Origin of the sequence: Vibrio sp. Y20_XG_PY13 (genome assembly GCF_024181925.1) — a bacterium.
Classification (GTDB): Bacteria; Pseudomonadota; Gammaproteobacteria; order Enterobacterales; family Vibrionaceae; genus Vibrio; species Vibrio parahaemolyticus.
The window spans coordinates 1-22,719 of the sequence record NZ_JAMZAL010000008.1 but is presented as its reverse complement, the minus strand read 5'-3'; the positions used below and the strand labels follow the sequence as shown (position 1 = coordinate 22,719).

At 45.5% G+C, this 22,719-nt stretch carries 20 protein-coding genes and 1 other annotated feature; of the genes, 10 read left to right on the top strand and 10 right to left on the bottom strand.

All coding sequences use genetic code 11. The annotated features are described in order from the left end of the window. Positions 1–114: 114 nt before the first annotated feature. Together NL646_RS17705 and NL646_RS17700 are read left to right on the top strand one after the other, a co-directional pair. On the top strand, positions 115–456 hold the full coding sequence (locus NL646_RS17705; RefSeq protein WP_005460271.1) for a DUF2799 domain-containing protein: 342 nt from the start codon (positions 115–117) through the stop codon (positions 454–456). Between the two features lie 139 nt (positions 457–595). Next, positions 596–928, top strand: a complete 333-nt coding sequence (locus tag NL646_RS17700; protein WP_029999935.1) for a hypothetical protein — start codon at positions 596–598, stop codon at positions 926–928. Between the two features lie 79 nt (positions 929–1,007). On the opposite strand, the gene murQ is transcribed toward NL646_RS17700, so the two are convergent. Next, positions 1,008–1,934 carry an N-acetylmuramic acid 6-phosphate etherase gene (gene murQ, locus NL646_RS17695; protein WP_005477926.1) on the bottom strand — a complete coding sequence of 309 codons (927 nt, stop codon included), beginning with the start codon at positions 1,932–1,934 and terminating at the stop codon, positions 1,008–1,010. Between the two features lie 36 nt (positions 1,935–1,970). Next, on the bottom strand, positions 1,971–3,083 hold the full coding sequence (locus NL646_RS17690; RefSeq protein WP_025633162.1) for an anhydro-N-acetylmuramic acid kinase: 1,113 nt from the start codon (positions 3,081–3,083) through the stop codon (positions 1,971–1,973). Positions 3,084–3,182: 99 nt separating this feature from the next. Between NL646_RS17690 and nagZ the strand changes: the two genes are divergently transcribed. The 3 genes from nagZ to tyrA all read left to right on the top strand — a co-directional run bounded on the left by nagZ (position 3,183) and on the right by tyrA (position 6,600). Further along, the gene (nagZ, locus tag NL646_RS17685) at positions 3,183–4,166 is read left to right on the top strand and encodes a beta-N-acetylhexosaminidase (RefSeq protein WP_029807312.1); all 984 of its coding nucleotides are present in this window, start codon (positions 3,183–3,185) and stop codon (positions 4,164–4,166) included. A gap of 207 nt (positions 4,167–4,373) precedes the next feature. Continuing rightward, positions 4,374–5,447, top strand: coding sequence for a 3-deoxy-7-phosphoheptulonate synthase (locus NL646_RS17680; protein WP_005488320.1), 1,074 nt, complete (start codon positions 4,374–4,376; stop codon positions 5,445–5,447). A gap of 25 nt (positions 5,448–5,472) precedes the next feature. Continuing rightward, on the top strand, positions 5,473–6,600 hold the full coding sequence (gene tyrA / locus NL646_RS17675) for a bifunctional chorismate mutase/prephenate dehydrogenase (protein ID WP_024700215.1): 1,128 nt from the start codon (positions 5,473–5,475) through the stop codon (positions 6,598–6,600). A 61-nt stretch (positions 6,601–6,661) separates the two neighbouring features. Here the strand turns inward: tyrA and NL646_RS17670 are convergent, their stop codons facing one another. The 3 genes from NL646_RS17670 to ettA all read right to left on the bottom strand — a co-directional run bounded on the left by NL646_RS17670 (position 6,662) and on the right by ettA (position 10,031). Continuing rightward, on the bottom strand, positions 6,662–7,663 hold the full coding sequence (locus NL646_RS17670; protein WP_253664495.1) for a M23 family metallopeptidase: 1,002 nt from the start codon (positions 7,661–7,663) through the stop codon (positions 6,662–6,664). Between the two features lie 28 nt (positions 7,664–7,691). Beyond that, the gene (locus NL646_RS17665; protein WP_005460291.1) at positions 7,692–8,060 is read right to left on the bottom strand and encodes a PilZ domain-containing protein; all 369 of its coding nucleotides are present in this window, start codon (positions 8,058–8,060) and stop codon (positions 7,692–7,694) included. Positions 8,061–8,363: 303 nt separating this feature from the next. Next, complete coding sequence (gene ettA, locus NL646_RS17660) at positions 8,364–10,031, bottom strand: energy-dependent translational throttle protein EttA (protein WP_005460278.1); 1,668 nt, start codon at positions 10,029–10,031, stop codon at positions 8,364–8,366. 363 nt (positions 10,032–10,394) lie between these two features. On the opposite strand from ettA, the gene sltY reads away from it, so the two are divergent. Together sltY and trpR are read left to right on the top strand one after the other, a co-directional pair. Continuing rightward, positions 10,395–12,341 carry a murein transglycosylase gene (sltY, locus tag NL646_RS17655; RefSeq protein WP_029812025.1) on the top strand — a complete coding sequence of 649 codons (1,947 nt, stop codon included), beginning with the start codon at positions 10,395–10,397 and terminating at the stop codon, positions 12,339–12,341. 13 nt (positions 12,342–12,354) lie between these two features. Then, positions 12,355–12,666, top strand: a complete 312-nt coding sequence (trpR, locus tag NL646_RS17650; protein WP_005497218.1) for a trp operon repressor — start codon at positions 12,355–12,357, stop codon at positions 12,664–12,666. Positions 12,667–12,714: 48 nt separating this feature from the next. On the opposite strand, the gene yjjX is transcribed toward trpR, so the two are convergent. The 5 genes from yjjX to NL646_RS17625 all read right to left on the bottom strand — a co-directional run bounded on the left by yjjX (position 12,715) and on the right by NL646_RS17625 (position 17,696). Beyond that, the gene (yjjX, locus tag NL646_RS17645; protein ID WP_180768661.1) at positions 12,715–13,248 is read right to left on the bottom strand and encodes an inosine/xanthosine triphosphatase; all 534 of its coding nucleotides are present in this window, start codon (positions 13,246–13,248) and stop codon (positions 12,715–12,717) included. 24 nt (positions 13,249–13,272) lie between these two features. Further along, positions 13,273–14,451, bottom strand: a complete 1,179-nt coding sequence (pheA, locus tag NL646_RS17640; RefSeq protein ID WP_005468591.1) for a prephenate dehydratase — start codon at positions 14,449–14,451, stop codon at positions 13,273–13,275. A gap of 13 nt (positions 14,452–14,464) precedes the next feature. Further along, positions 14,465–14,587, bottom strand: a sequence feature (Phe leader region). Between the two features lie 107 nt (positions 14,588–14,694). Next, positions 14,695–15,021, bottom strand: a complete 327-nt coding sequence (gene raiA / locus NL646_RS17635) for a ribosome-associated translation inhibitor RaiA (RefSeq protein WP_005468590.1) — start codon at positions 15,019–15,021, stop codon at positions 14,695–14,697. A 330-nt stretch (positions 15,022–15,351) separates the two neighbouring features. Further along, positions 15,352–16,833, bottom strand: a complete 1,482-nt coding sequence (locus tag NL646_RS17630) for a lytic transglycosylase F (protein WP_025623485.1) — start codon at positions 16,831–16,833, stop codon at positions 15,352–15,354. A 134-nt stretch (positions 16,834–16,967) separates the two neighbouring features. Then, complete coding sequence (locus NL646_RS17625) at positions 16,968–17,696, bottom strand: outer membrane protein assembly factor BamD (RefSeq protein WP_005460312.1); 729 nt, start codon at positions 17,694–17,696, stop codon at positions 16,968–16,970. Positions 17,697–17,832: 136 nt separating this feature from the next. Here NL646_RS17625 and rluD point away from each other — a divergent pair, with 136 nt between their 5' ends. The 3 genes from rluD to clpB all read left to right on the top strand — a co-directional run bounded on the left by rluD (position 17,833) and on the right by clpB (position 22,261). Further along, on the top strand, positions 17,833–18,810 hold the full coding sequence (gene rluD / locus NL646_RS17620; RefSeq protein WP_005460300.1) for a 23S rRNA pseudouridine(1911/1915/1917) synthase RluD: 978 nt from the start codon (positions 17,833–17,835) through the stop codon (positions 18,808–18,810). 1 nt (position 18,811) lies between these two features. Further along, positions 18,812–19,540 carry a peptidoglycan editing factor PgeF gene (gene pgeF / locus NL646_RS17615; protein WP_253664494.1) on the top strand — a complete coding sequence of 243 codons (729 nt, stop codon included), beginning with the start codon at positions 18,812–18,814 and terminating at the stop codon, positions 19,538–19,540. Between the two features lie 147 nt (positions 19,541–19,687). Beyond that, positions 19,688–22,261 carry an ATP-dependent chaperone ClpB gene (clpB, locus tag NL646_RS17610; RefSeq protein ID WP_005460310.1) on the top strand — a complete coding sequence of 858 codons (2,574 nt, stop codon included), beginning with the start codon at positions 19,688–19,690 and terminating at the stop codon, positions 22,259–22,261. Positions 22,262–22,719 lie beyond the last annotated feature (458 nt).

The window sequence follows — 22,719 nt, the reverse complement described above, 5'->3', positions numbered from 1 at the left end:
TTTCATCATTAAGTGGTTTAACGGCAGCGTGAGTGGCGAAATCTGGGTGTTGAGCGGCAGATTCTGAGAATTAGTGATAAGCTTGTTTTGAAAACAATCAGTTAAGGAAGAGTTATGAAAAAAGCGACGTTGGGGTTGGCGCTGGTATTATTGGCTGGGTGTGCTGCAACCACGGAAGATCTCGCCAAATCGGGTGATTGGTATCAGATTGGTTATCAAGATGGCATCGCAGGGCACACTTCTCGTAGTGTAAAAGAGCTGAAAACGTTAGGCACTGCTAACCCAGGTGATTATGACCGTGGCTATTTGGAAGGTGTCGCTGAATATTGCAATCCAGACTTTGCTTATCAAATGGGTCTATCTGGCCAATATTATGAGGGTGTCTGTGAGGGCACTGAGCAAGCGCAAAAATTCCGTATGGAATGGCAACGAGGCTGGAACGAATACAGTAATTAATAAATACAGTAGTTAACGGCAAGACTCATTCTGTTTCATAATCAAGACGATAGTTTGGCTTGTTGAACTTCTGACAATTCTATCGGATCGCTTTGGTCTACTTGGCTCATTGAGATTGAGTAATAAGTGATATTGAAATATGAAAAAGTACTTTTTAGTTGCGTTAGTATTACTGCCGCTAACCGCAAGTGCCGGCAATGTGCTGAAAGATACGATCAAAGCGAAACGCAAATACGACCATAACAAGCATCAGATTACGAATACGCTCAATAATACCAAGCGGGATATTGAAGATCTCACCAACGGTACTTACGTGCAAAACAAAATGAAACGGGAAGTAAACGAGGCGACAAGCCAGTACACGAATAAAGTGGAACGCGTTAAAAATGCCACTGATCCAGACCAGATCAAGCGTAAGGTGAATAACGAGTTAAATCGCGAATTTGATGAGTGGTTGTATGATGGGGATTGATGCTTGATGTGTTAGCTCCGGCGAAAAGAGAAGGTGGCCCATGAGCCACCTTTTTACTGTCCAACCTTCTTACATTAGGTCAGTTTGATTTATGGCTTTCTACCGCTTTACGCAAGAAGCCGTCTTGATGATGAAGGTGCTGACGTGCGGACTCGATATCAAGATCGGTCAAGATCATTAAGATCGCCAGTTTCACCTCATAATTGGTCTGCTTAAGTACCTCGGTTGCCTCTTCTTTAGTGCACTCCGTCGCCTGCATAACAATGCGAGCAGCACGCGCGACCAATTTGTTGTTGGTCGCTTTCACGTCCACCATCAAGTTTTGGTAGCTCTTACCTAAACGGATCATACTTGCTGTAGTGAGCATGTTGAGCACTAACTTTTGCGCGGTGCCTGATTTTAAGCGAGTGGACCCCGTCAAGGCTTCAGGGCCAACAACGGGGCTTATTGCGATATCGGCAATATCTGCGATAGGAGAATCCGGATTGCACGACAACGCAACGGTAGTTGCACCAATCGTATTCGCGTATTCCAAACCGCCAATCACATAAGGTGTACGACCACTGGCTGCTATTCCTACCAGTACATCATTGCTGCTGAAGTCGATAGCCTTTAAATCTTGCTCACCAAGTTGAGGTGAGTCCTCTGCACCTTCTTTGGCTTTTAGTATCGCTTCTGGGCCACCAGCGATAAGGCCGATCACCATTTTGTCCGATACGCCAAACGTTGGTGGGCATTCCGAGGCATCCAGTACACCTAAACGGCCGCTCGTGCCTGCACCCATATAAATTAAGCGTCCACCCACTTTAAAGGCGTCGGTGATCTTATCGACCGCTTGAGCAATCTCAGGCAGCACTTTTTCAACGGCAAGCGGAACGAGTTTGTCCTGTTGGTTGATGCGCTGAACAATATCGAGAGAAGGCAGCAAGTCGATGTCCATGGTGTCTGGATTTCGCCCTTCAGAGACCAAATGGGATAAAGCTGCGATAAGTGCATCGTTCGTCATAATGAATTAAGCCTTTTTGTTTAGGGTCTATTGCCCTTAATTTTTTGAATAGAGCACACCAAGTGAAGCGAGGCGACTTGCCCCTGTGACTTCCGGTAAATTGCTAGGGAGGCCATGAATATGGCGCTGCGCAAGCCAAGCAAACGCCATTGCTTCCATGTAGTCGCCATCAACGCCTTTATCGGTAGTGGTTGCCACATGCCATTGGGGGAGAAGTTCCGCTAAACGTTGCATCAACAGTGGGTTGCGTGCACCGCCGCCGCAAACCAACAGCTGAGGAGTCTCGCCATACGTGAACTTTGTTACGTCATGCGCAATAGTGATCGCGGTGTATTCGCACAAGGTGCGTTGGACGTCTTCGACGGATACATCGTAATTGGCTAACTGGTGATGTAGCCAATCCATGTTGAACAGTTCACGTCCAGTACTCTTTGGGGCAGACATTGCGAGATAAGGCTCTTTAAGTAAATGAGCCAGCAATGCTTCGTTGACGCTGCCTCGCAGGGCAAGTTGCGCGTCTTTGTCGAAACCGTGACCTGTATGTCGCTCACACCATGCGTCCATCAACATATTGCCCGGCCCTGTATCGTAGCCGTGCACGGGTTGCTGCGGATGCAAAACCGAAATGTTGGCAATGCCGCCGATGTTTAGCACGACCGTTGTGGAATCTTGCATGGCAAAGATGCTTTTGTGAAAAGCGGGAACCAGTGGAGCACCTTGTCCACCCAGCGCCATGTCTTTACGACGAAAATCCGCTACCGTATCAATGCCTGTTTTGACCGCGATAATGTTGGCATCGCCCAATTGAGTGGTAAATGGCAAGTCTCCGGTAGGCTGATGGAACACTGTCTGACCGTGATTACCAATCGCACGAATTTGTTCTGCGACGTAACCAGACTTATTGAGTAGCTGCAACACGGCATCTGCAAATAGGTGGCCGAGCTGGTGGTCAAGTTCACCGATGGCTTTTAAGTTTGTCGCTTGACCGGTACAAACCGATAACAGCATTTCTTTCATCGCCGCAGGCATTGGATAGTCGTCGTGCGCAATTAAGCGAACGTGATTATCTGTAATCTCAACCAGAGCGGTATCAACGCCGTCCATACTGGTTCCAGACATCACACCAATGTACAGTTCGTTAAATTTCATAGCCGATCTCGTCAATTCTTCATTCACTTATTGTAAAGCAAATCTGAAGCGAATAACCTCATCGAATACGAGATATTCAGCCGATTTTGAGGAGAAAAAATGGGACCGTTATGGGTTGACGTTGCGGGTTATGAACTGACCGCAGAAGACAAAGAAATTCTGGAACATCCTACGGTTGGTGGCTTGATCCTATTTACTCGTAACTATCATGATAGTGAACAGCTTCAAGCACTTACTCAATCTATCCGCAAAGCTGTGAAACGCCCATTCCTGATTGGTGTGGATCAAGAGGGCGGGCGAGTACAACGCTTTCGTGAAGGTTTCTCGTTAATCCCTGCCGCCGACGAATACGCCAAACATCACAATGGCGAAGAGCTAGCACGTATGGGCGGTTGGCTAATGGCAGCCGAGTTGATTGCTCACGACATCGATTTAAGCTTTGCACCCGTGCTCGACAAAGGTCATCAATGTAAAGCGATCGGTAACCGTGCATTTGGTGAAGATGCCGATACCATCCTTCGTTATAGCACCGCTTATATGCAGGGTATGAAGAGCGTAGGAATGGCGACGACCGGAAAACACTTCCCAGGTCATGGTGGTGTGATTGCTGACTCACACTTAGAAACGCCATACGACGAGCGCAGCGATATTTTTGAACAAGACATGGCTATCTTCAAAGCGCAAATTGATGCCGGTATTTTAGATGCTATGATGCCTGCTCACGTAATTTTCCCGAACTACGATTCTCAGCCCGCAAGTGGTTCTGAATACTGGTTGAAACACGTTTTACGTCAACAGCTTGGTTTTAAAGGCTTAATTTTCTCCGATGATTTGACGATGGAAGGCGCAGCGATCATGGGCAGCCCAGCTGAGCGTGGGGCTCAAGCCATGAAAGCAGGTTGCGATATGCTATTGATGTGTAATAAGCGTGAAGCACAAGTTGAAGTGTTGGATAACTTGTCTGTTTCAACCGTGCCACTGGCGGATGCGCTACTCAAAAAGCAGTCGTTTTCTTTAAGCGATCTCAAATTGTCTCATGAGTGGAAAGCGGCGAGTGAAGCGATGAAACGCTTGACCAGCTAAACCTCTTGTAAACTGTTAAAAACACCAATTAGAAGCCAAAGCTCATTAGACTTTGGCTTTTTCTTTGTGTGTAAATTAATTTTTACAGTAAATGTTTTTTATTATGTACGCTTGTTTTTCTTTTTTAGCCTGTTATCTTGTCGTTAAAGCTTAGTTGTCTCGCCAAGGATTTGGTTGGGTGTAAAAATGAATATACAGGTTTGAATTATGCAAAAAAGTGAATTGAGCAATATTAACATCAGCGATGAACAGGTTCTTATTACGCCAGATGAACTAAAAGTGAAGCTTCCTCTTAGTGAAAAGGCACGCCGTTTTATTCAAGAATCTCGCCAAACCATCGCCAACATCATTCACAAAAAAGACCATCGCCTACTTGTTGTATGTGGACCATGCTCTATCCATGACATTGAAGCAGCAAAGGATTACGCGAAGCGTCTAAAAGCTCTTTCTGAACAACTAAGCGACCAACTGTATATTGTAATGCGTGTTTACTTTGAGAAACCGCGCACTACGGTCGGCTGGAAAGGCCTGATCAATGACCCACACCTAGACGGCAGCTTCGACATTGAACACGGTCTGCACGTAGGTCGTGAACTGCTGGTGGAACTGGCGGAAATGGAAATCCCACTTGCAACCGAAGCTCTTGACCCAATTAGCCCACAATACTTAGCCGATACTTTTAGTTGGGCAGCGATCGGCGCACGCACAACAGAATCACAAACACACCGTGAGATGGCTAGTGGTCTTTCGATGCCGATTGGCTTTAAGAATGGCACAGATGGTAGTTTGGCAACCGCAATCAATGCGATGCAGGCCGCCTCTTCTAGCCACCGCTTTATGGGTATCAACCGTGAAGGTCAAGTTGCGTTGCTCACAACCCAAGGTAACCCGAATGGCCACGTGATCTTACGTGGTGGTAAACAGACGAACTACGATTCAGTATCCGTTACGGAATGCGAACAAGAAATGGCGAAATCAGGTCTTGAAGCGTCATTGATGGTGGATTGCAGCCATGCAAACTCACGCAAAGATTACCGTCGTCAGCCATTGGTTGCAGAAGATGTGATTCACCAAATCCGTGAAGGGAACAAGTCGATCATCGGTTTGATGATCGAGAGCCACATCAATGAAGGTAATCAATCTTCTGATCTGGCGTTGGATGAGATGAAATACGGCGTATCTATCACTGACGCTTGTATTAATTGGGAGTCAACTGAGGCACTATTACGTCATGCACACGAAGAGCTGGTGCCTTTCTTAGAAAACCGCCTTAAAGGCTAAAACGGAACTTATTTAAGGAACATCAATGGCAGTTGAACTTAACGCATTGCGCGATCAGATTGATGCAGTCGACAAACAAATGCTTGAGCTTTTGGCTCAGCGTTTAGCGCTGGTAGAAAAAGTTGGGGAAGTAAAAAGCGAACACGGTTTGCCTATTTATGCCCCTGATCGTGAAGCGGCGATGCTGGCGTCTCGCCGAGCAGAAGCTGAGAAAATGGGTGTCCCACCTCAGCTTATCGAAGACATTCTTCGTCGTACCATGCGTGAGTCTTATGCCAGCGAGAAAGATTCCGGTTTTAAGTGTTTGAACCCAGAATTACGCTCAGTGGTCATTATTGGTGGTAATGGCCAGTTAGGCAGTCTGTTTGGCCGCATGTTCAAGCTGTCAGGTTACCAAGTGAAAGTTTTGGGTAGCAAAGATTGGGATCGTGCGGATGAGATTCTCAAAGACGCAGGCCTAGTGGTTGTCACCGTACCGATTCACCTGACGGAAGGGGTGATTGAAAAACTGGGCAACTTGCCACAAGACTGCATTCTGTGTGACCTGACGTCTATCAAGTCAAAGCCGCTGCAAGCGATGTTGAATGTGCACGCTGGACCTGTGGTTGGTTTACACCCGATGTTCGGCCCTGATGTTCCTAGCCTTGCCAAGCAGGTGATTGTGTACTGTGATGGGCGTGGTAACGAGCAATACCAATGGTTGTTACAACAGTTTGGTATTTGGGGCGCGAGCTTGTGTCAGATTGATGCGCAAGAGCACGATCATGGCATGACGTTAATCCAAGCGCTGCGCCACTTCACGTCATTTGCTTACGGAATGCACCTTAGCAAAGAGAACCCGAATATTGAGCAACTGTTGAAACTGAGCTCGCCAATCTACCGTCTTGAATTGGCAATGGTGGGGCGTCTGTTTGGGCAGGATCCAAATCTCTACGGTGACATCATTCTCGCATCGCAAGAGAACATCGATATGATCAAACGTTTCCATCAACGCTTTGGGGAAGCGCTTGCGATTTTAGACAGCAAAGACAAAGCCAAATTTGTAGAAAGTTTTGAGCAGGTGAGTGATTGGTTTGGTCAATACTCTCAGCAATTTATGAACGAGAGCCAAAACTTACTCAAACAGGCGAATGACAATATCCATCGTGGATAATGTTATCCTCTTAAAAGAAAAGAGCAGCTCTAGGCTGCTCTTTCTATTTCAAGGAATGACATCAGTTAATAATCGTTTCGTTGTTGTCTTCACTAGAAACAGTATTAATCGTTGTGTCACGGTAGGGTGAGTTAGTTAAGTTGATTTGTAGACGCACTACATTATCAATCAACTGAACTAATGGACCCCATTTCACCATCTTCTCTTTCTCAAACACGTAGTTGAAGTTTTCTGGCGTCCACTCCATTAGTGATTGAGGGTTTAGTGTGCGACCTAGAAATCTCACTTCATAGTGCAAATGTGGGCCGGTTGAATTTCCTGAGTTACCACATTGCGCAATGACATCACCTTTACTAACAAACTGGCCGCTTTTGACATTGAACTTGTTCAAGTGAGCGAAAGAGCTAGAGAAACCAAAAGAGTGACGCAGGGTGAGGTAGTTACCATAACCTTTGTTTCCTGGACGTATGGTTTCAACCACACCGTCTGCAGGTGCGAGGATTTCTTCACCGCGCTTACAGGTCAAATCGATACCGGTATGCACGTGTCTTCTGCCTGAGATAGGATTGATCCGACTGCCGTAAGAAGAAGAGATTCGTTGATACGTCACTGGGCTATCATTCGGAATCAAACGGAACATGGTCGCACGAACCGCAGAATCTATAGCTGCCGCATCAATTCGCTCTTCTAAGGCGAGGTTGTTCTCATCGATAGACAGCTCTTCATCAGCAAGGCCGAGTACCGATTCCACATCAAATACGCGCTTTCCGAGCAGTTGAATCTGGTTGTTCTTGTCCGTCAAAGCTTGAGAGAGTGAGTGGTTGGTATCTAATTGCTCTTCATAGAGCGCTGTGATTTCCGCTTTCTCGCTTTCTAGCTTGGTAATGGTTTGCACCAGCGTTGTCTGATTATGAATCTGTTGCTGGTTCAAATACCAAGCCCCGCCGACAACGGCAGGTAAGGCGATGATCGAAGTTAATATGGTTAGGACCGAACCGCGGCCCAAATAAAATTGCTGATCACCGTTTTTAGTGGGGATCTGCATGATGATTTTTTTAGACATAATTATTGTTACTTAAATAGGCGTTGATTTATTTTTCCCCTAAATCGGAAAGATGGTCTAACTCTCGATTCAGAAGTTCGTTATTGCCTACATTCAATTCGATAAATCGTTTTAATTGGCTAATGCTTTCAATGCCGATGTTGGTGATCTTGAGCCGTATTTGGTCTTGAGTGACGTCTACGATCTGTGCCGTTAACGTAATCTCTTGTTCAGACTGGTGGAACGAGAAACCGACATCAACCAAAAGTGCAGGATTCAATGTATCTAAGCCTTCGGCTTGTAAGAGCAAACCATGTAAGGAAAGATCTTGAATCGTAGCGTTAAGTCTCAAATCACGTTGTTCTAACTGAGCTGGAGCTTGGTAGATGATGCGTGAAAAGCGTCTTTTCTCCGTCATATTGCGCTCTCTAAGGCATTTAAACAGATTGAATAGTATATCAAGAAGAACAAAAAGTGTTCGAATGTTGTTTAAAAACTGTCGAGAACGCTACAGAGTTACGTAAGTACACGGTCATGTTTTTCACTGACCCAATGACTCTCAAATCATCAAATACCTTAATGACGCCAATCAAAATGGCCCAGAAAGGCGCTTTTAACTGGCTGGGGTATACGACAAAGGCCGCTATGATAGCGGCCTTTGTATAAATTACCAACAGACTTTCCAGAAAGCGTAAGTTTCGGTGTCAGTCTGTCGTAATCATTATTTCGCAATACGTTTGTATTTGATACGGTGTGGCTCTGCAGCTTCAGGGCCTAACGTTTTCTTCAACCAATCCATGTATTCAGTGTAGTTACCTTCGTAGAAGTTAACTTGGCCTTCGTCACGGTAGTCGATGATGTGCGTTGCGATACGGTCTAGGAACCAACGGTCGTGCGAGATAACCATTGCACAGCCCGGGAACTCTAGTAGTGCTTCTTCTAAAGCACGTAGCGTTTCAACGTCAAGGTCGTTGGTTGGTTCGTCGAGTAGTAGTACGTTACCGCCCGCTTTAAGCAGTTTTGCTAGGTGTACACGGTTACGCTCACCACCAGATAGCTCGCCAATCACTTTCTGTTGGTCTGAGCCTTTGAAGTTGAAACGTGAACAGTACGCACGCGCAGGGATTTCAAAGTTGTTGATCTTGATGATGTCAGCGCCTTCAGAAATCTCTTGGAATACCGTGTTCTTATCGTTCATTGAATCACGGAACTGCTCAACAGATGCGAGTTTCACTGTGTCACCCATCTCAATGGTACCTGAGTCAGGTTGTTCAGTGCCGCTTAGCATCTTGAATAGCGTTGATTTACCCGCGCCGTTGGCACCGATGATACCCACGATCGCACCTTTAGGCATGTTGAACGATAGGTCATCAATCAGAACGCGACCGTCAAACGACTTAGTCAGGTTCTTCACTTCAATCACTTTGTCACCTAGACGCTCACCTGGTGGGATGAACAGCTCGTTGGTTTCGTTACGTTTTTGGTGCTCAGTGTTTTGTAGCTCTTCAAAGCGCGCCATACGTGCTTTAGATTTTGCTTGGCGACCTTTAGGGTTTTTACGTACCCATTCAAGTTCTTTCTCGATGGTCTTTTGGCGAGCGCTTTCTTGTGATGCTTCTTGTTGTAGACGTGCATCTTTCTGCTCTAGCCAAGAGGTGTAGTTACCTTCCCATGGAATACCTTCACCACGGTCAAGCTCAAGAATCCAACCTGCTGCGTTGTCTAGGAAGTAACGGTCGTGGGTGATCGCCACAACAGTGCCAGAGTAATCCACTAGGAAGCGTTCTAGCCATGCAACCGACTCTGCATCCAAGTGGTTGGTTGGTTCGTCGAGTAGTAGCATGTCTGGTTTCGATAAAAGCAGACGACAAATTGCTACACGGCGACGTTCACCACCAGATAGGTGAGCGATTTTTTGGTCCCATTCAGGTAGACGAAGTGCATCTGCCGCACGCTCTAGCGTGTTTTCTAGGTTGTGGCCGTCTTTTGCTTGGATCAGAGCTTCTAGTTCACCTTGCTCTTTCGCTAGGGCATCAAAGTCTGCATCTGGTTCTGCGTATGCAGCGTACACAGCGTCAAGACGTTTCAGTGCGTCAGCAACGTCAGCAACTGCTTCTTCAACGACTTCACGAACGGTTTTCGATTCATCGAGTACTGGTTCTTGCGGTAGGTAGCCAACGTTTAGGCCCGGTTGTGGACGTGCTTCACCGTCGATATCCGTGTCGATACCAGCCATGATACGTAGCAGGGTAGATTTACCTGCACCGTTCAGACCTAAAACACCGATTTTCGCACCAGGGAAGAAGCTCAGAGAGATGTCTTTAAGAATTTGACGCTTAGGTGGCACAATTTTGCTCACCCGCGACATGGTATATACGTATTCAGCCATTGCCGATCGTTCCTAAATTAACTGTCATTCAAACCCACTATTTTATACCAACTCCCTTTGTTTTGTTACCGGATTGCAAGAATTTCCCTATGGATGAGATTTCTTATTTTCAGCTGACCGGAAACTTACACGGTTAGGGTATACACTTTTGTTATTCGCTTTGATTTTAGGAGCGTCTGCATTGCTTATTGGGAACATCATGCCTCTATTGTCTTAAAAGTTTCACGAGTACAAATTTTAATACACCAAGTTGTTTTACAGTGATAGCCGCATTCCAAACGAATGAATGCATGGATTCAAAGCGCCTTCAAAACACTGAACTCTAAGAAAACTAGGCTTTGGGGCAGTAAATGTCTGGGGAAAATGACACAAATGAGATTCAACGTATCTGAATTGGCTAAAAACGTGTGTTATGCCGCTGCGTTATGTGCAGTGAGCATGACAGCAAACGCGTCGCTCAGCTTAGAAAAGCAGCGCGAAGTATATGAACAAGCTCAAGATTTATTAGATAAGAATGACATTGACGGATACTTATCTATTCGTCCAAAAATTGCTGATTATCCACTGACTCCTTATGTGGATTACCGAACGTTCATCAGGCAGCTATCCATGAAATCACCACAACAAGTGGATGCTTTCATTAATGAGCATGAGGCGTTCCCGTTCTCACGTCGCATTCGTGCGCCTTATCTCGATAACTTGTACAAACAGAAAGATTGGAAAACCATCACTGAGTTTCAAAAAGTCATTCCAAGTGGTGAGCGTTATCAGTGTATTTTTTACGTTGCTCAGTTAAAACAAGGCAAACAAGTTGCTGCGTTTAAAGGCGCAGAAGATATGTGGCTAAGCGGTTCTAGCATCGCGAGTGAGTGTGACCCGTTATTTAATGCTTGGGATAAAGCGGGTGGACGTACAGACGATTTGATTCTGCAACGCATGTTGTTGGCGTTTGATGCTCGTAACGGTAGTTTGATGGCTTATTTGCAAAAGCTGCCAAGCTCTGCAAAAGCGAAACAACAAGCGCAAGAAATGAAAGCGTTGTTTGATAAACCTGCGACGGTGGCTGAGTTTGCTAAGAAAAAACCAGCCAACGACTTTTATCGTGCTCAGAGTGAGTATGCGTTAGAAAAGCTAGCTCGCATGGATGTCAATCAAGCTCAAAAAGCGTATACGCAAGTCGTGAAAGGACAAAAATTCTCAGCAGAAAAAGCCCAAGCACTTGCGGACTACATTGCGATTCGTCTGATTCGTACTGAATCCGATTCACTAGCCAAATGGCGAGATGATAAGACGAAAACCAGTAAAAATGTCGCTTTGATCGAAAATCGTATCCGTCTAGCAATTCAAAATGCAGATTGGAAAGGTGTTCAACAGTGGATTGCCGTACTCAACAAAGATGAGCAAGCCTCGCTTCGCTGGCAATATTGGTTAGGTCGAAGTGAGATTGCGCTGGGTGATGATATTGCTGGCAAACAGCGATTGGCGACCTTAGTTGGTCAGCGCAATTTCTACAGCGTGGCTGCGGCGAATGCGATTGGTCAGTCAATCAAATATCCATCTCATCGTATTAAGCTCGATACTAAGGTTATTCACCCGTATCAAAACTCTCTCACTCGTATTGAAGAGTTGATTGCGACAGATAAAATTGCGGCAGCGAAAAGTGAGTGGGCGCATTTGCTGAGTCGCGTAGGTAAAGATGAAAAGGCGATGTTGGCGGCGTATGCCTCATCCAAGAATTGGCATCACCTAACCGTCACAGCCAGTATCCAAGCGCAAATGTGGGACAACATTGAACTGCGATTCCCAATTGCGCACCGCTGGTGGTTCAACTTTTATGCGAAGAAGCATGACATCGACCCGATTACGATGATGTCGTTAGCCAGACAAGAAAGTGCATTGGATTCAGAGGCGCGTTCTCCGGTAGGGGCTCGTGGTATCATGCAGATCATGCCAGCGACTGCGAAGTACACGGCACGTAAATACAAGCTGACTTATCAAGGTAGCGATGATTTATACAACGTCGGCAAAAACATCGAGATCGGTAGCCATTATCTGCAAGGTTTGCTAGAGGATTACGATAATAATCGTATTTTTGCGCTCGCCGCTTATAATGCTGGCCCTAACCGAGTAAAAACGTGGCGAGAGCGAACCCAAGGCAAAGTGGACGCATACGCCTTTATTGAGGCGATTCCATTTAACGAAACTCGTGGGTATGTGCAAAACATTCTGATGTTTGAAACCTACTATCGTGATCTTTTGGGTATCGACGGCGCGTTCTTGAATCAACACGAGATCAATACCAAGTATTGAGTGAGGTAACTTGATGTCACACGAACCCGAGTACAGAGACTGGCAACAGATTGTCGAGCTAATCCGATCCAGCGTGGATAGCCAGCAACATGAGATGTTGTTAACCATGCTGATGACACCTGATGAGAGGGAATCATTAACTGCACGCGTTAACATTCTTAATGAGCTTCTCAAAGGGGAATTATCTCAACGTCAGATCAGTCAGATGCTTGGTGTTGGCATTGCCACGATCACTCGTGGCTCAAATGAGTTGAAGTCGAAATCCGAAGCGGAAAAAGACAAGCTGAAACTCTTATTAGAGCAAGTGGCTCAAGTCGCGAAGTAACAGAAAAGGGCGGAAATATCCGCCCTTTTTCGTATCTGGTAATTCGAATTAAAGATTGGCAGGGAAGTGGTCTGGATTCGTAAATGGAATCAGCGCCAGAATTAATGCTTGATGATACACCGAGCTACGAGTTAATTGGTTTTGGGTCAGCAAGCTGATTGCGCCGCCCTTTTGTTTGATGTTTTCGGTGCCAAATACTTTGTCCATCACATCACCAAGTTCATTAGCATCTGCAAGTTGAGCTAATACTTCTGGCGGTAGCATCAAACTGGCTGAGCGAGATTCTCCACGATGGGTGTCTGATTCAATCACCATCCACGCAAACGTCACATTGCCTTCAATTCCAGCTTCTAAGCCAACATAAAAGTCTGCAGTTGGCATTTCCACTTTGGCATTTTTAACTCGATTGACTGCGCCGCGATGGGTCTCTTCGTTAGTCATCGGCTGATCGGCGACTTCACTCGGAACGCTGATGCCGACAAACTCAAAAGCTTGTTGAGGGAATGCGCTTTGAAATGCACTCTTTACCGCATTGATTTTTGCAGGGTTTAGAGAGGCGATAACGACTTTTGGGGTTGCCATGATCTTTTTACTCATCGATGTCTATTAGCTCAATTTTACTTGCGTTGGTTTGATGTTTTCGCTTGGATAACAACCCAGTACTTTCAAATGTTTAGTGATTTTTGTTAGCTCTTGCAATGCTTGCTGCATTTCGGTTGAGCCTAGGTGCGCTTCTAGATCAACGTAGAACATTTCTTCCCACGGGTTACCCATGATTGGACGCGATTCTAACTTGGTCATATTGATGCCGTAGCGTTGCAGTACCAGTAGAGTTTCAACTAATGAGCCCGCCTCTTGGGAGGTCGACATAATCAACGTCGTTTTGGCTGGAATTTGCGTCGAGACTTCAACTGGTTTACGCGCGACGACAATAAAGCGCGTGTGGTTTTCGGTTTGGTTCGCGATGTTGCCTTGGATCGCTTGCAGGCCGTACAACTTACCACTTGAAGCATTACCAATTGCGGCCACATCATCACGATTCATCTCTTGGACTTTTTGCATCGCGTCTGCTGTGCTTGCGCAAGACTCCAGTTTCACGCCTTTCATACGGCTTAAGAATTCGCTGCACTGTTGGTGCGGTTGCGGATGCGAGTACAGTGTTTTGATGTCTTCGAGGCGAATGTCTTTCGTTGCAACTAAGCAGTGCTCGATAGGTTGAGTCAGCTCACCAACAATATACAGCGTGGTGTGTTGTAGTAGGTCATATACTTCATTGATCGAGCCCGAGCTGGTGTTTTCGATGGGCAGCACACCGTAATCAGCATGGCCAGATTCCACCGTTCGAGTCACTTCTTTGAAATGCTCACAATTTAGCTCGATAAGCTCGGTATTTTTACGACTGAAATATTCGCGGCTTGCCAAGTGCGAGTAAGAACCTTTGGCTCCCAAGAAAGCGACGCGTGCAAGTGGCTTGCGGCTTTGTTGTGGGTTCACAAGGTTTTGCAGATAACCTTGTTGAAGTAAGACAGAATCTTCAATGATGGTGTGGAAAAGTTTGGTGATGTACTGAGCGTCGAGTTCGTATTTGTCTCGGCCGTTGGAAATCAACTTAACCAACAGTTGTTGCTCTCGAACGGCATCACGAACCGGTTTTGAGGTTTGTACTTTGCTTTTGGCTACTTCAATGCTGAGTTTACGGCGTTCAGACAGCAAGCTAAGGAGCTGGTCATCAAGCTCATTCAAGCGTAAACGAATTTCTTCAAGGGAAATAGGTTGGTCAGTCATCAATTCTTTCCTTATAAAAAAAGCCTCCCGAGTGGGGAGGCTTTCTGTTTGTTTTTGACTTTTCTTTCACAAACGAGTTAGCCCCTCCAACTATGGAAGGAAAAAGAAGTCAAAAATAAACAGTGAGGTTAAGTGCATAAATAGTGCTTAATTTATGAGTGTTTAAACACAATAAGCAAGCAGGCGGGGAGCGTCAAGCAAAAAAATAGCGCCTTTCGGCGCTACTTCCTCAATCTGGTCGGTTTACTCTTCTTCTTCCACTAGCTCAGGCTTATTGGCACGACGAGCTTCAGGTTTGTGGGTCAGCTTATTCAGTTGTCGTTCTAGTTTTTGCTCCACTTCATTGATAGCTGCGTAAAGATCTTCGTGAGTTGCTGAGGCGACAAGTTGGCCTTTAGGAACTTTAATTACCGCTTCGAATTTCTTCTGTTTATTCGGTTCCTCACTGAAAGTTGCTTGGCATCCAATAATGTCGACTTGCCATTTCTCCAGTTTTTTAAATTTGCTCTCAATATGAGCACGGATTGCAGAGGTGATTTCGATGTTTTTGCCAGTGATATTCATTGTCATAAGTGTTTTTCCTCTGTTGCATCCCTCATGGGTTGAGTTCAGATTACCGCTTTAAGGATAAAAGAATGTGATTTAGATCACTTTTTAAGTTGTGTTTTTGATGATGAAAAATGAATGTGATCTCACTCAAGATCTGTTGAGATTTATCGCAAAATTGCTTGTTATCGGTTAGCAAATCATTAGATTGGATAGAGTACTCAGCTGAAAACGCCTTCGTTTTTAGGGACGTTGTTCAGCCTGTTTTTTAGAGTGGTTAAATTTTAACTAGAATGAAAATGTGACATTAATCAATCTGCAATTTCAAAGTACACTGAATAATAAAAATGCCGCTTAATTAACAAGCGGCATTTTTGTATCTGGCGTTTGAGTGATTTTCCTTATTGGTGTCATAAAGACTGGGTCATCAGGAATCAGCAGCACATTTTCTAGTGTTTTGGCGAGGTCTAAGCTCTCTAGTTGCTTATAGATGACGTAGTAACGGTTCACGCTGGTCACATAACTGACCGTTGAGCTGAGGCTTTTTCGCATGACCACTTCGACATTATTAAACCAAACGTTGGGGTCGTAGCCTTGCTGTGCGGCTCGCTTGCGCATTTTCTCGACATTACCTGGGCCTGCATTGTAAGCCGCTAAGGTAAAGTAAATTTTGTTCTCAGCCGTAATGGCCTTATCGCCAAAGTACTGCCGACGCAAAAACGCTAAGTATTTCGCTCCTGCGTGGATGTTGTTTTCGAGTTGTCGAACATTTTTGATGTTGATGTTTGGATCGCGCGCTGTGCTCGGTAAGACTTGCATTATGCCCACAGCGCCTCTTGTGCCGACTAAGTTGTTATTAAATCCGGACTCTTTATACGCAACCGCCGCAATCAGCAAATAATCCAAGTCATATTTCTCCCCGTAGCGCGAAAACAGCGCCGACAGTTTTTCTAGCTGGGCAATTTTCTTAGGGTTAAGTGCCTTATTGAGCCAATTGGTATTGTCGATGTATTTGCTGTATATGACGTTTCCAAGGAGTGTGCCTGAGCGAGATTTTTGGATGAATTTGTTCACCACTGCTTTGAGTTGAGGACTGTTTTGTCGCATTACCCAAGCGATGTTGCCGTTTTTGCGAAGAGGGACTTTCTTATGCGCTTTGATGTCATCCATCGCATTGAGCCAAAGTTTGGCTTTGTGGCTATCTAAAACAATGGCTTTGATATAGCCATTGTTGAGCATGCCGACGAGTTCGTAGTCTTGCAGAGTCTCTTCGATGAAGTGCACGATAATTGGCGGTAAGCCTTTCTTGTTCAGTGTTTTGTTGACGGCTTGAATACTTTCAAAGTAGCTGGAACTGGCACGTACCCAAATCTCCTTACCGCTCAACTGCTCAAGTTTAGTGATGGTTGGAGTATTTTTGTTGGTGATCACCCACTCTTCGATGCCGGATAAGATTGGGGTACTGAAGTCGACTTTTTGTTTGCGGGCATCGGTGATCGTCAAGTTTGCCACCACTAAATCACCAGAGCCGTTTTCGAGAGAAGGGAGCAATTGGTCTCGCGCTAGAGGGATGATTTGTACGTTCAGTTTGGGTTTGATTTTGCGTAAATCTTTTTCAAAGTGAGCCAGCAGCTCTGCGCCAATCCCTTTTGGTGTTCCTCCTTCGATATAGTAGAAGCCTAAATCGGCAGAAACTAAAACGCGCAATACGTTTTTCTCCTTGATGACATCTAAGTCACCCGTGTACGGAGGCTGTTTTAATGGTGAGATTTCCAAAGCGTAAACGGACGCCGACAACAGAAAGAACAGCATTGCCCAAAACTTAGATATGGTCACGTTCACGTCCAGTTTAATGGTGGAGTAGAACTCTAAGCATAAGTTGTGCTCAAAAAATCATCAAGATTGTTCAAAGAGAAGGAATTGGTGGTAGAAAACAAAACCGCCACAGTTTGAGCTGTGGCGGTAGGCGTTTATTTGACAGGATTTAGCTTAATGAGCGCTTCTGTTCTTGCAACGGCATCTTCTAGTTGCAGCTGCTTGTAGGCTTCCAGCTGAATTTCTAACGATTTGCGAGCAGCTTCTGTATCAGGGAATGATTTTTGAAGCTCTTGGCTACGGTTAATGGCTGCGATCCAGGCTTCACGGCGAAGGTAAAAATCAGCGGTAGCTAAATCGTAATTCGCTAAGCGGTTTTTCAAGGCCACCATGCGTTTTTGTGCATCTTCCGCATATGGGCTGTTTGGATAACGTTGAAGCAGCTTCTTAAAGTCATCAAATGCTTTTTTCACGGGCTCTGGGTCGCGGTCGCTACGATCGATGCTAAACAGGTCGTGCATAAAGTTACGATCTTGAGCCATGTGGCTCAGGCCACGCATGTAAAGCACCCAGTCCATTTTTTCATGGGTCGGGTTGAGGCGCATAAAGCGAGAGATGGTTGCTAAGCCTAACGCTAGGTCGTCGTTTTTGTAGTATGCGTAAATAAGGTCAAGTTGCACCTGTTCAGAGTAGGCACCAAATGGGTAACGTGAGTCTAACGCTTCCAGTTTCTCAATCGCAGAAAGCCAGTTGCCACTTTGAAGTGAGACTTGTGCGTCTGCATACAGTTCCGAAGGTGGCACATCAGGAACGATTTCTTCTTTGCTTGCACATCCAAACAGAAGAGATACCGCTAAAAGGCCTGTTAAAGTCTGACGTTTCATATCAGGAGTCTGTTCCTTGAATCTAAATATTTCTTAAGCTGCCGTTACTTTCTTTCCAGTAACAGATACAATGACGTAATAGTCTATTTTTCCACAGTCGTGAGCATTAGTCTCACAGTTTTTAAAAAAGTTCGATATGGCTCAGCAGATTGTATTAACAAATACCGTAAAAGATAGCCAGTTAGGTCAACGTTTAGACCAAGCTATCGCCGAATTGTTCGCTGACTTCTCTCGTTCGCGCCTGAAAGAATGGTTGCTGGACGGGAAAGTTCAAGTGAATGGTGAAGTTGTCACTAAACCTCGCACCAAAGTTATGGGTGGTGAGGAAATTACTTTGCAAGCCGAGCTGGAAGATGAAGAACGCTGGGAAGCGCAAGATATCCCACTAGATATCGTCTACGAAGATGATGACATCATCGTAATCAATAAGCCTCGTGACTTCGTCGTTCACCCTGGTGCTGGTACACCAGATGGCACCGTGCTGAATGCATTGCTACATCATTACCCAGACATCGCAGAAGTACCGCGAGCGGGCATCGTGCATCGTCTTGATAAAGACACCACAGGTCTGATGGTTGTGGCGAAAACCGTTCCAGCGCAAACTCGTTTGGTTCGTGCCCTGCAAAAACGCAACATCACGCGTGAGTACGAAGCGATTGCAATCGGTCGTATGACAGCGGGTGGTAAAGTGGATCAACCAATTGGTCGCCACTCGACTAAACGCACACTCATGGCTGTAGCTCCTTTGGGTAAACCTGCGGTAACGCACTACCGTGTAGCAGAACACTTCCGTGAGCACACGCGTATCCGTCTGCGTTTGGAAACGGGTCGTACTCACCAAATCCGTGTTCATATGTCTTACCTACAGCATCCTCTGTTAGGTGATACTGCCTACGGTGGTCGTGCACGTATTCCTACTGGTGCATCGCAGGAACTGACGGACATGATTCGTGGTTTCGATCGTCAGGCGCTACACGCTGTAATGCTTCGTTTTGAACACCCGATAACTGGTGAAGAACTGGAATTCCATGCTCCAGTGCCAGACGATATGGTGGCAATGACTGAAGCGCTGCGTAAAGACACTGAAGAATACGGTCTACCGGACGAGTTTTAAGATGAAGGCAATCATTCCTAACTGGTCTGCACCTAAAAATGTCAAAGCCTTTGCTTCTACGCGAGTTGGTGGCTTTTCGACAGGCTCTTATCAAGGGTTAAATCTCGGTGCACACGTTGGGGATGATGCTTCTATCGTAGCGAAGAATCGTCATTGGTTGGCGCAGCAAGCGAATATGCCAAGTGCGCCAATTTGGTTAAACCAAACTCATTCTACTGTCGTTGCCCATGCGAATGCTCCTACGTCAATAGTGCTTGATGCTGATGGCGTCTTCACATCGGCGAGTAATGTTGTGTGTTCTGCCATGACCGCTGATTGTTTGCCTATACTGCTGACGAATATTCAAGGTACTCAAGTAGCAGCTGTTCATGCCGGTTGGCGTGGTTTGGCAAATGGTATCGTTGAAAATGCTCTTGCATTATTTTCGGGTGATGTGATGGCATGGTTAGGGCCTGCTATTGGTCCACAGGCGTTTGAAGTGGGCGAAGATGTTCTACAAGCGTTTGTCGATTTTGACTCAAAAGCTCAGCGCGCATTTACCCCTCGTAATGTGGAAGGTAAATGGCTTGCCAACATGTCGCAATTAGCGACGCAGCGTCTCAACAGGGCTGGCGTCTCGCAAGTTTTCGATTCCGGTTTGTGTACTTACCAAGATAAAGAGTCCTTTTATTCTTACCGCCGAGATGGTGTGACAGGAAGGCAAGCTACGTTTATCTGGATTGAAGAGTAAGCCCCATAAAGCTCAAAAGAGCTGAGATGCATAGTTCTATTTTTGCAAAGCTATCTTTATTTATTCACTCCCTTGAAATTCCCCCACTGAGTATCCATCTTTCTACTGTCAAAAGAATTCTCTTTAATCGAGGTTAGGAAGGTCGATATGCGTCTTGATAGATTTACCAGTAAGTTTCAAATCGCTATCTCTGATGCTCAATCACTAGCGTTAGGGCGCGATCATCAGTACATCGAGCCAGTTCACTTAATGGTGGCTTTGCTTGATCAAAATGGCAGTCCAATTCGTCCATTGCTGACAATGCTGGACGTGGATGTAACTCATCTCCGCTCAAAGCTGGGCGAAATGCTTGATCGATTACCAAAGGTGAGTGGCATCGGTGGTGATGTGCAGCTTTCTAGCTCGATGGGGACTTTGTTCAATCTGTGTGACAAAGTGGCTCAAAAGCGTCAAGACTCCTACATCTCGTCCGAAGTCTTCTTGCTTGCGGCACTAGAAGATCGTGGTCCTTTAGGGCAACTACTCAAAGAAGTTGGGCTGACCGAGCAAAAAGTGAGTCAAGCGATTGAAAAGATCAGAGGTGGCCAAAAGGTCAATGATCCAAATGCTGAAGAGCTACGTCAGGCTCTTGAAAAATTCACCATCGATTTAACTGAGCGAGCTGAGCAGGGCAAATTGGATCCTGTAATTGGTCGAGATGATGAAATTCGTCGCACGATTCAAGTATTGCAACGTCGCACCAAAAACAACCCAGTGATCATCGGCGAGCCTGGTGTGGGTAAAACCGCAATTGTGGAAGGCTTGGCGCAGCGAATTGTTAATAACGAAGTGCCAGAAGGTCTACGCGGTCGCCGTGTGTTATCACTGGATATGGGCGCACTTGTTGCTGGCGCGAAATACCGTGGTGAATTTGAAGAGCGTTTAAAATCAGTATTGAATGAACTTGCTAAAGAAGAAGGCAACGTCATCCTCTTCATTGATGAACTACACACTATGGTCGGCGCTGGTAAAGGTGAAGGCTCAATGGATGCGGGCAACATGCTCAAACCAGCATTGGCTCGCGGCGAACTTCACTGTGTTGGTGCAACAACATTGGATGAGTACCGTCAATACATCGAAAAGGATGCTGCATTAGAACGTCGTTTCCAAAAAGTGCTGGTGGATGAGCCGACAGTAGAAGATACGGTGGCTATTCTTCGTGGTTTGAAAGAGCGTTATGAACTTCATCACCATGTAGAAATTACTGACCCAGCGATTGTTGCAGCGGCAAGTTTGTCGCACCGTTATATTTCGGACCGTCAGTTGCCAGATAAAGCCATTGACTTGATCGATGAAGCGGCTTCAAGCATTCGTCTACAAATCGATTCAAAACCAGAATCATTGGATAAGCTTGAGCGTAAAATCATCCAACTAAAAATTGAGCAACAAGCACTAAGTAACGAACACGATGAAGCGAGTGAAAAGCGTCTGCAAGCATTGAATGATGAGTTGAATGAGAAAGAACGCGAATACGCAGAGTTAGAAGAGGTTTGGAATACAGAAAAAGCCGCACTTTCTGGTACTCAGCATATTAAATCTGAACTAGAGCAAGCTCGTATGGACATGGAGTTTGCGCGTCGTGCTGGTGATCTGAACCGAATGTCTGAGCTTCAATACGGTCGTATTCCGGAATTAGAGAAGCAACTAGACTTGGCGACTCAGGCTGAAATGCAAGAAATGACGCTGCTTCGCAATAAGGTAACAGATAACGAAATCGCAGAAGTGCTTTCTAAACAAACTGGCATTCCAGTATCTAAGATGCTAGAAGCGGAGAAAGAGAAACTACTTCGCATGGAAGATGTGCTTCACAATCGTGTTGTAGGGCAAAGCGAAGCAGTTGCAGTGGTATCGAACGCGATTCGTCGTAGCCGAGCTGGGCTTTCTGATCCAAACCGACCAATTGGTTCCTTCTTATTCTTAGGCCCAACTGGTGTCGGTAAAACGGAATTATGTAAGACACTCGCGAGCTTCATGTTCGACAGCGAAGATGCAATGGTACGTATCGACATGTCGGAGTTCATGGAGAAACACTCAGTCGCAAGATTAGTGGGTGCGCCTCCAGGTTACGTTGGTTACGAAGAGGGTGGTTATCTAACTGAAGCGGTTCGTCGTAAACCATACTCAGTGATCTTGTTGGATGAAGTAGAAAAAGCACATCCAGATGTGTTCAATATTCTTCTGCAGGTGCTCGATGATGGCCGACTCACTGATGGACAAGGTCGTACGGTTGATTTTCGTAACACCGTCGTGATCATGACATCAAACTTGGGTTCCTCTCGAATCCAAGAGAACTTCGCCACATTGGACTATCAAGGTATCAAGAGTGAAGTGATGGATGTGGTTAGCAAACACTTCCGCCCAGAGTTCTTGAACCGTGTTGACGAAATAGTGGTATTCCACCCACTTGGTCAAGAGCACATTAAGTCCATTGCTTCTATTCAATTAGAACGCTTGGCAAAACGACTAGAAGAAAAAGGGTATCAATTAGAGGTTTCTGATAAAGCACTCGACTTGATCGCCCAAGTTGGTTTCGACCCAGTATACGGTGCACGTCCTTTAAAACGTGCAATTCAACAGAATGTCGAGAACCCATTAGCTAAATCCATTCTTGCTGGTGAAATAGTTCCAGACAAGAAAGTGCAGCTAATCGTTACTAATGACCAAATTCTCGCTCATCAGTAATTGCACTGACACAAAAAGTGAGATTAAAATCACATTTAAGGGGCTTTCGGGCCCCTTTTCTATGCGCTTTTAGTCCGTTTTGGATGTTTTCTATACGAATGAACTAAAAAGGAGAGTTTTTTTGAAAAATAGGCTTGTGTTCCTCAATGAACTCCCTATAATGCGCCTCCGTTGCCAAGGGAAAGCAAGTTAAGCGAAGCCTAGTCAACAAGGTCAGTGAGTTAAGAATTAACTCGCAGATAAATAACTTAAAAAAGTGTTTGACACGATAAGTTATCTAGCTAAAATGGCCGTCCACTTTGAAGAGAACTTCAAAGTGTGCTCTTTAAAAATAAGAACCTATCAATCTGTGTGGGCACTCGTTGATGATAATCCAATTCGATACTTCGGTATCAAATTAGGTTTCAATGAAACGAAGTGACCATTGAATCTTCGGATTCAGCACAGTCAATTCAAAC

Coding starts and splice junctions, on each gene's coding strand:
- NL646_RS17705 (WP_005460271.1), top strand. CDS start 115: ATGAAAAAAGCGACGTTGGGGTTGGCGCTGGTATTATTGGCTGGGTGT.
- NL646_RS17700 (WP_029999935.1), top strand. CDS start 596: ATGAAAAAGTACTTTTTAGTTGCGTTAGTATTACTGCCGCTAACCGCA.
- murQ (WP_005477926.1), bottom strand. CDS start 1,934: ATGACGAACGATGCACTTATCGCAGCTTTATCCCATTTGGTCTCTGAA.
- NL646_RS17690 (WP_025633162.1), bottom strand. CDS start 3,083: ATGAAATTTAACGAACTGTACATTGGTGTGATGTCTGGAACCAGTATG.
- nagZ (WP_029807312.1), top strand. CDS start 3,183: ATGGGACCGTTATGGGTTGACGTTGCGGGTTATGAACTGACCGCAGAA.
- NL646_RS17680 (WP_005488320.1), top strand. CDS start 4,374: ATGCAAAAAAGTGAATTGAGCAATATTAACATCAGCGATGAACAGGTT.
- tyrA (WP_024700215.1), top strand. CDS start 5,473: ATGGCAGTTGAACTTAACGCATTGCGCGATCAGATTGATGCAGTCGAC.
- NL646_RS17670 (WP_253664495.1), bottom strand. CDS start 7,663: ATGTCTAAAAAAATCATCATGCAGATCCCCACTAAAAACGGTGATCAG.
- NL646_RS17665 (WP_005460291.1), bottom strand. CDS start 8,060: ATGACGGAGAAAAGACGCTTTTCACGCATCATCTACCAAGCTCCAGCT.
- ettA (WP_005460278.1), bottom strand. CDS start 10,031: ATGGCTGAATACGTATATACCATGTCGCGGGTGAGCAAAATTGTGCCA.
- sltY (WP_029812025.1), top strand. CDS start 10,395: ATGACACAAATGAGATTCAACGTATCTGAATTGGCTAAAAACGTGTGT.
- trpR (WP_005497218.1), top strand. CDS start 12,355: ATGTCACACGAACCCGAGTACAGAGACTGGCAACAGATTGTCGAGCTA.
- yjjX (WP_180768661.1), bottom strand. CDS start 13,248: ATGGCAACCCCAAAAGTCGTTATCGCCTCTCTAAACCCTGCAAAAATC.
- pheA (WP_005468591.1), bottom strand. CDS start 14,451: ATGACTGACCAACCTATTTCCCTTGAAGAAATTCGTTTACGCTTGAAT.
- raiA (WP_005468590.1), bottom strand. CDS start 15,021: ATGACAATGAATATCACTGGCAAAAACATCGAAATCACCTCTGCAATC.
- NL646_RS17625 (WP_005460312.1), bottom strand. CDS start 17,696: ATGAAACGTCAGACTTTAACAGGCCTTTTAGCGGTATCTCTTCTGTTT.
- rluD (WP_005460300.1), top strand. CDS start 17,833: ATGGCTCAGCAGATTGTATTAACAAATACCGTAAAAGATAGCCAGTTA.
- pgeF (WP_253664494.1), top strand. CDS start 18,812: ATGAAGGCAATCATTCCTAACTGGTCTGCACCTAAAAATGTCAAAGCC.
- clpB (WP_005460310.1), top strand. CDS start 19,688: ATGCGTCTTGATAGATTTACCAGTAAGTTTCAAATCGCTATCTCTGAT.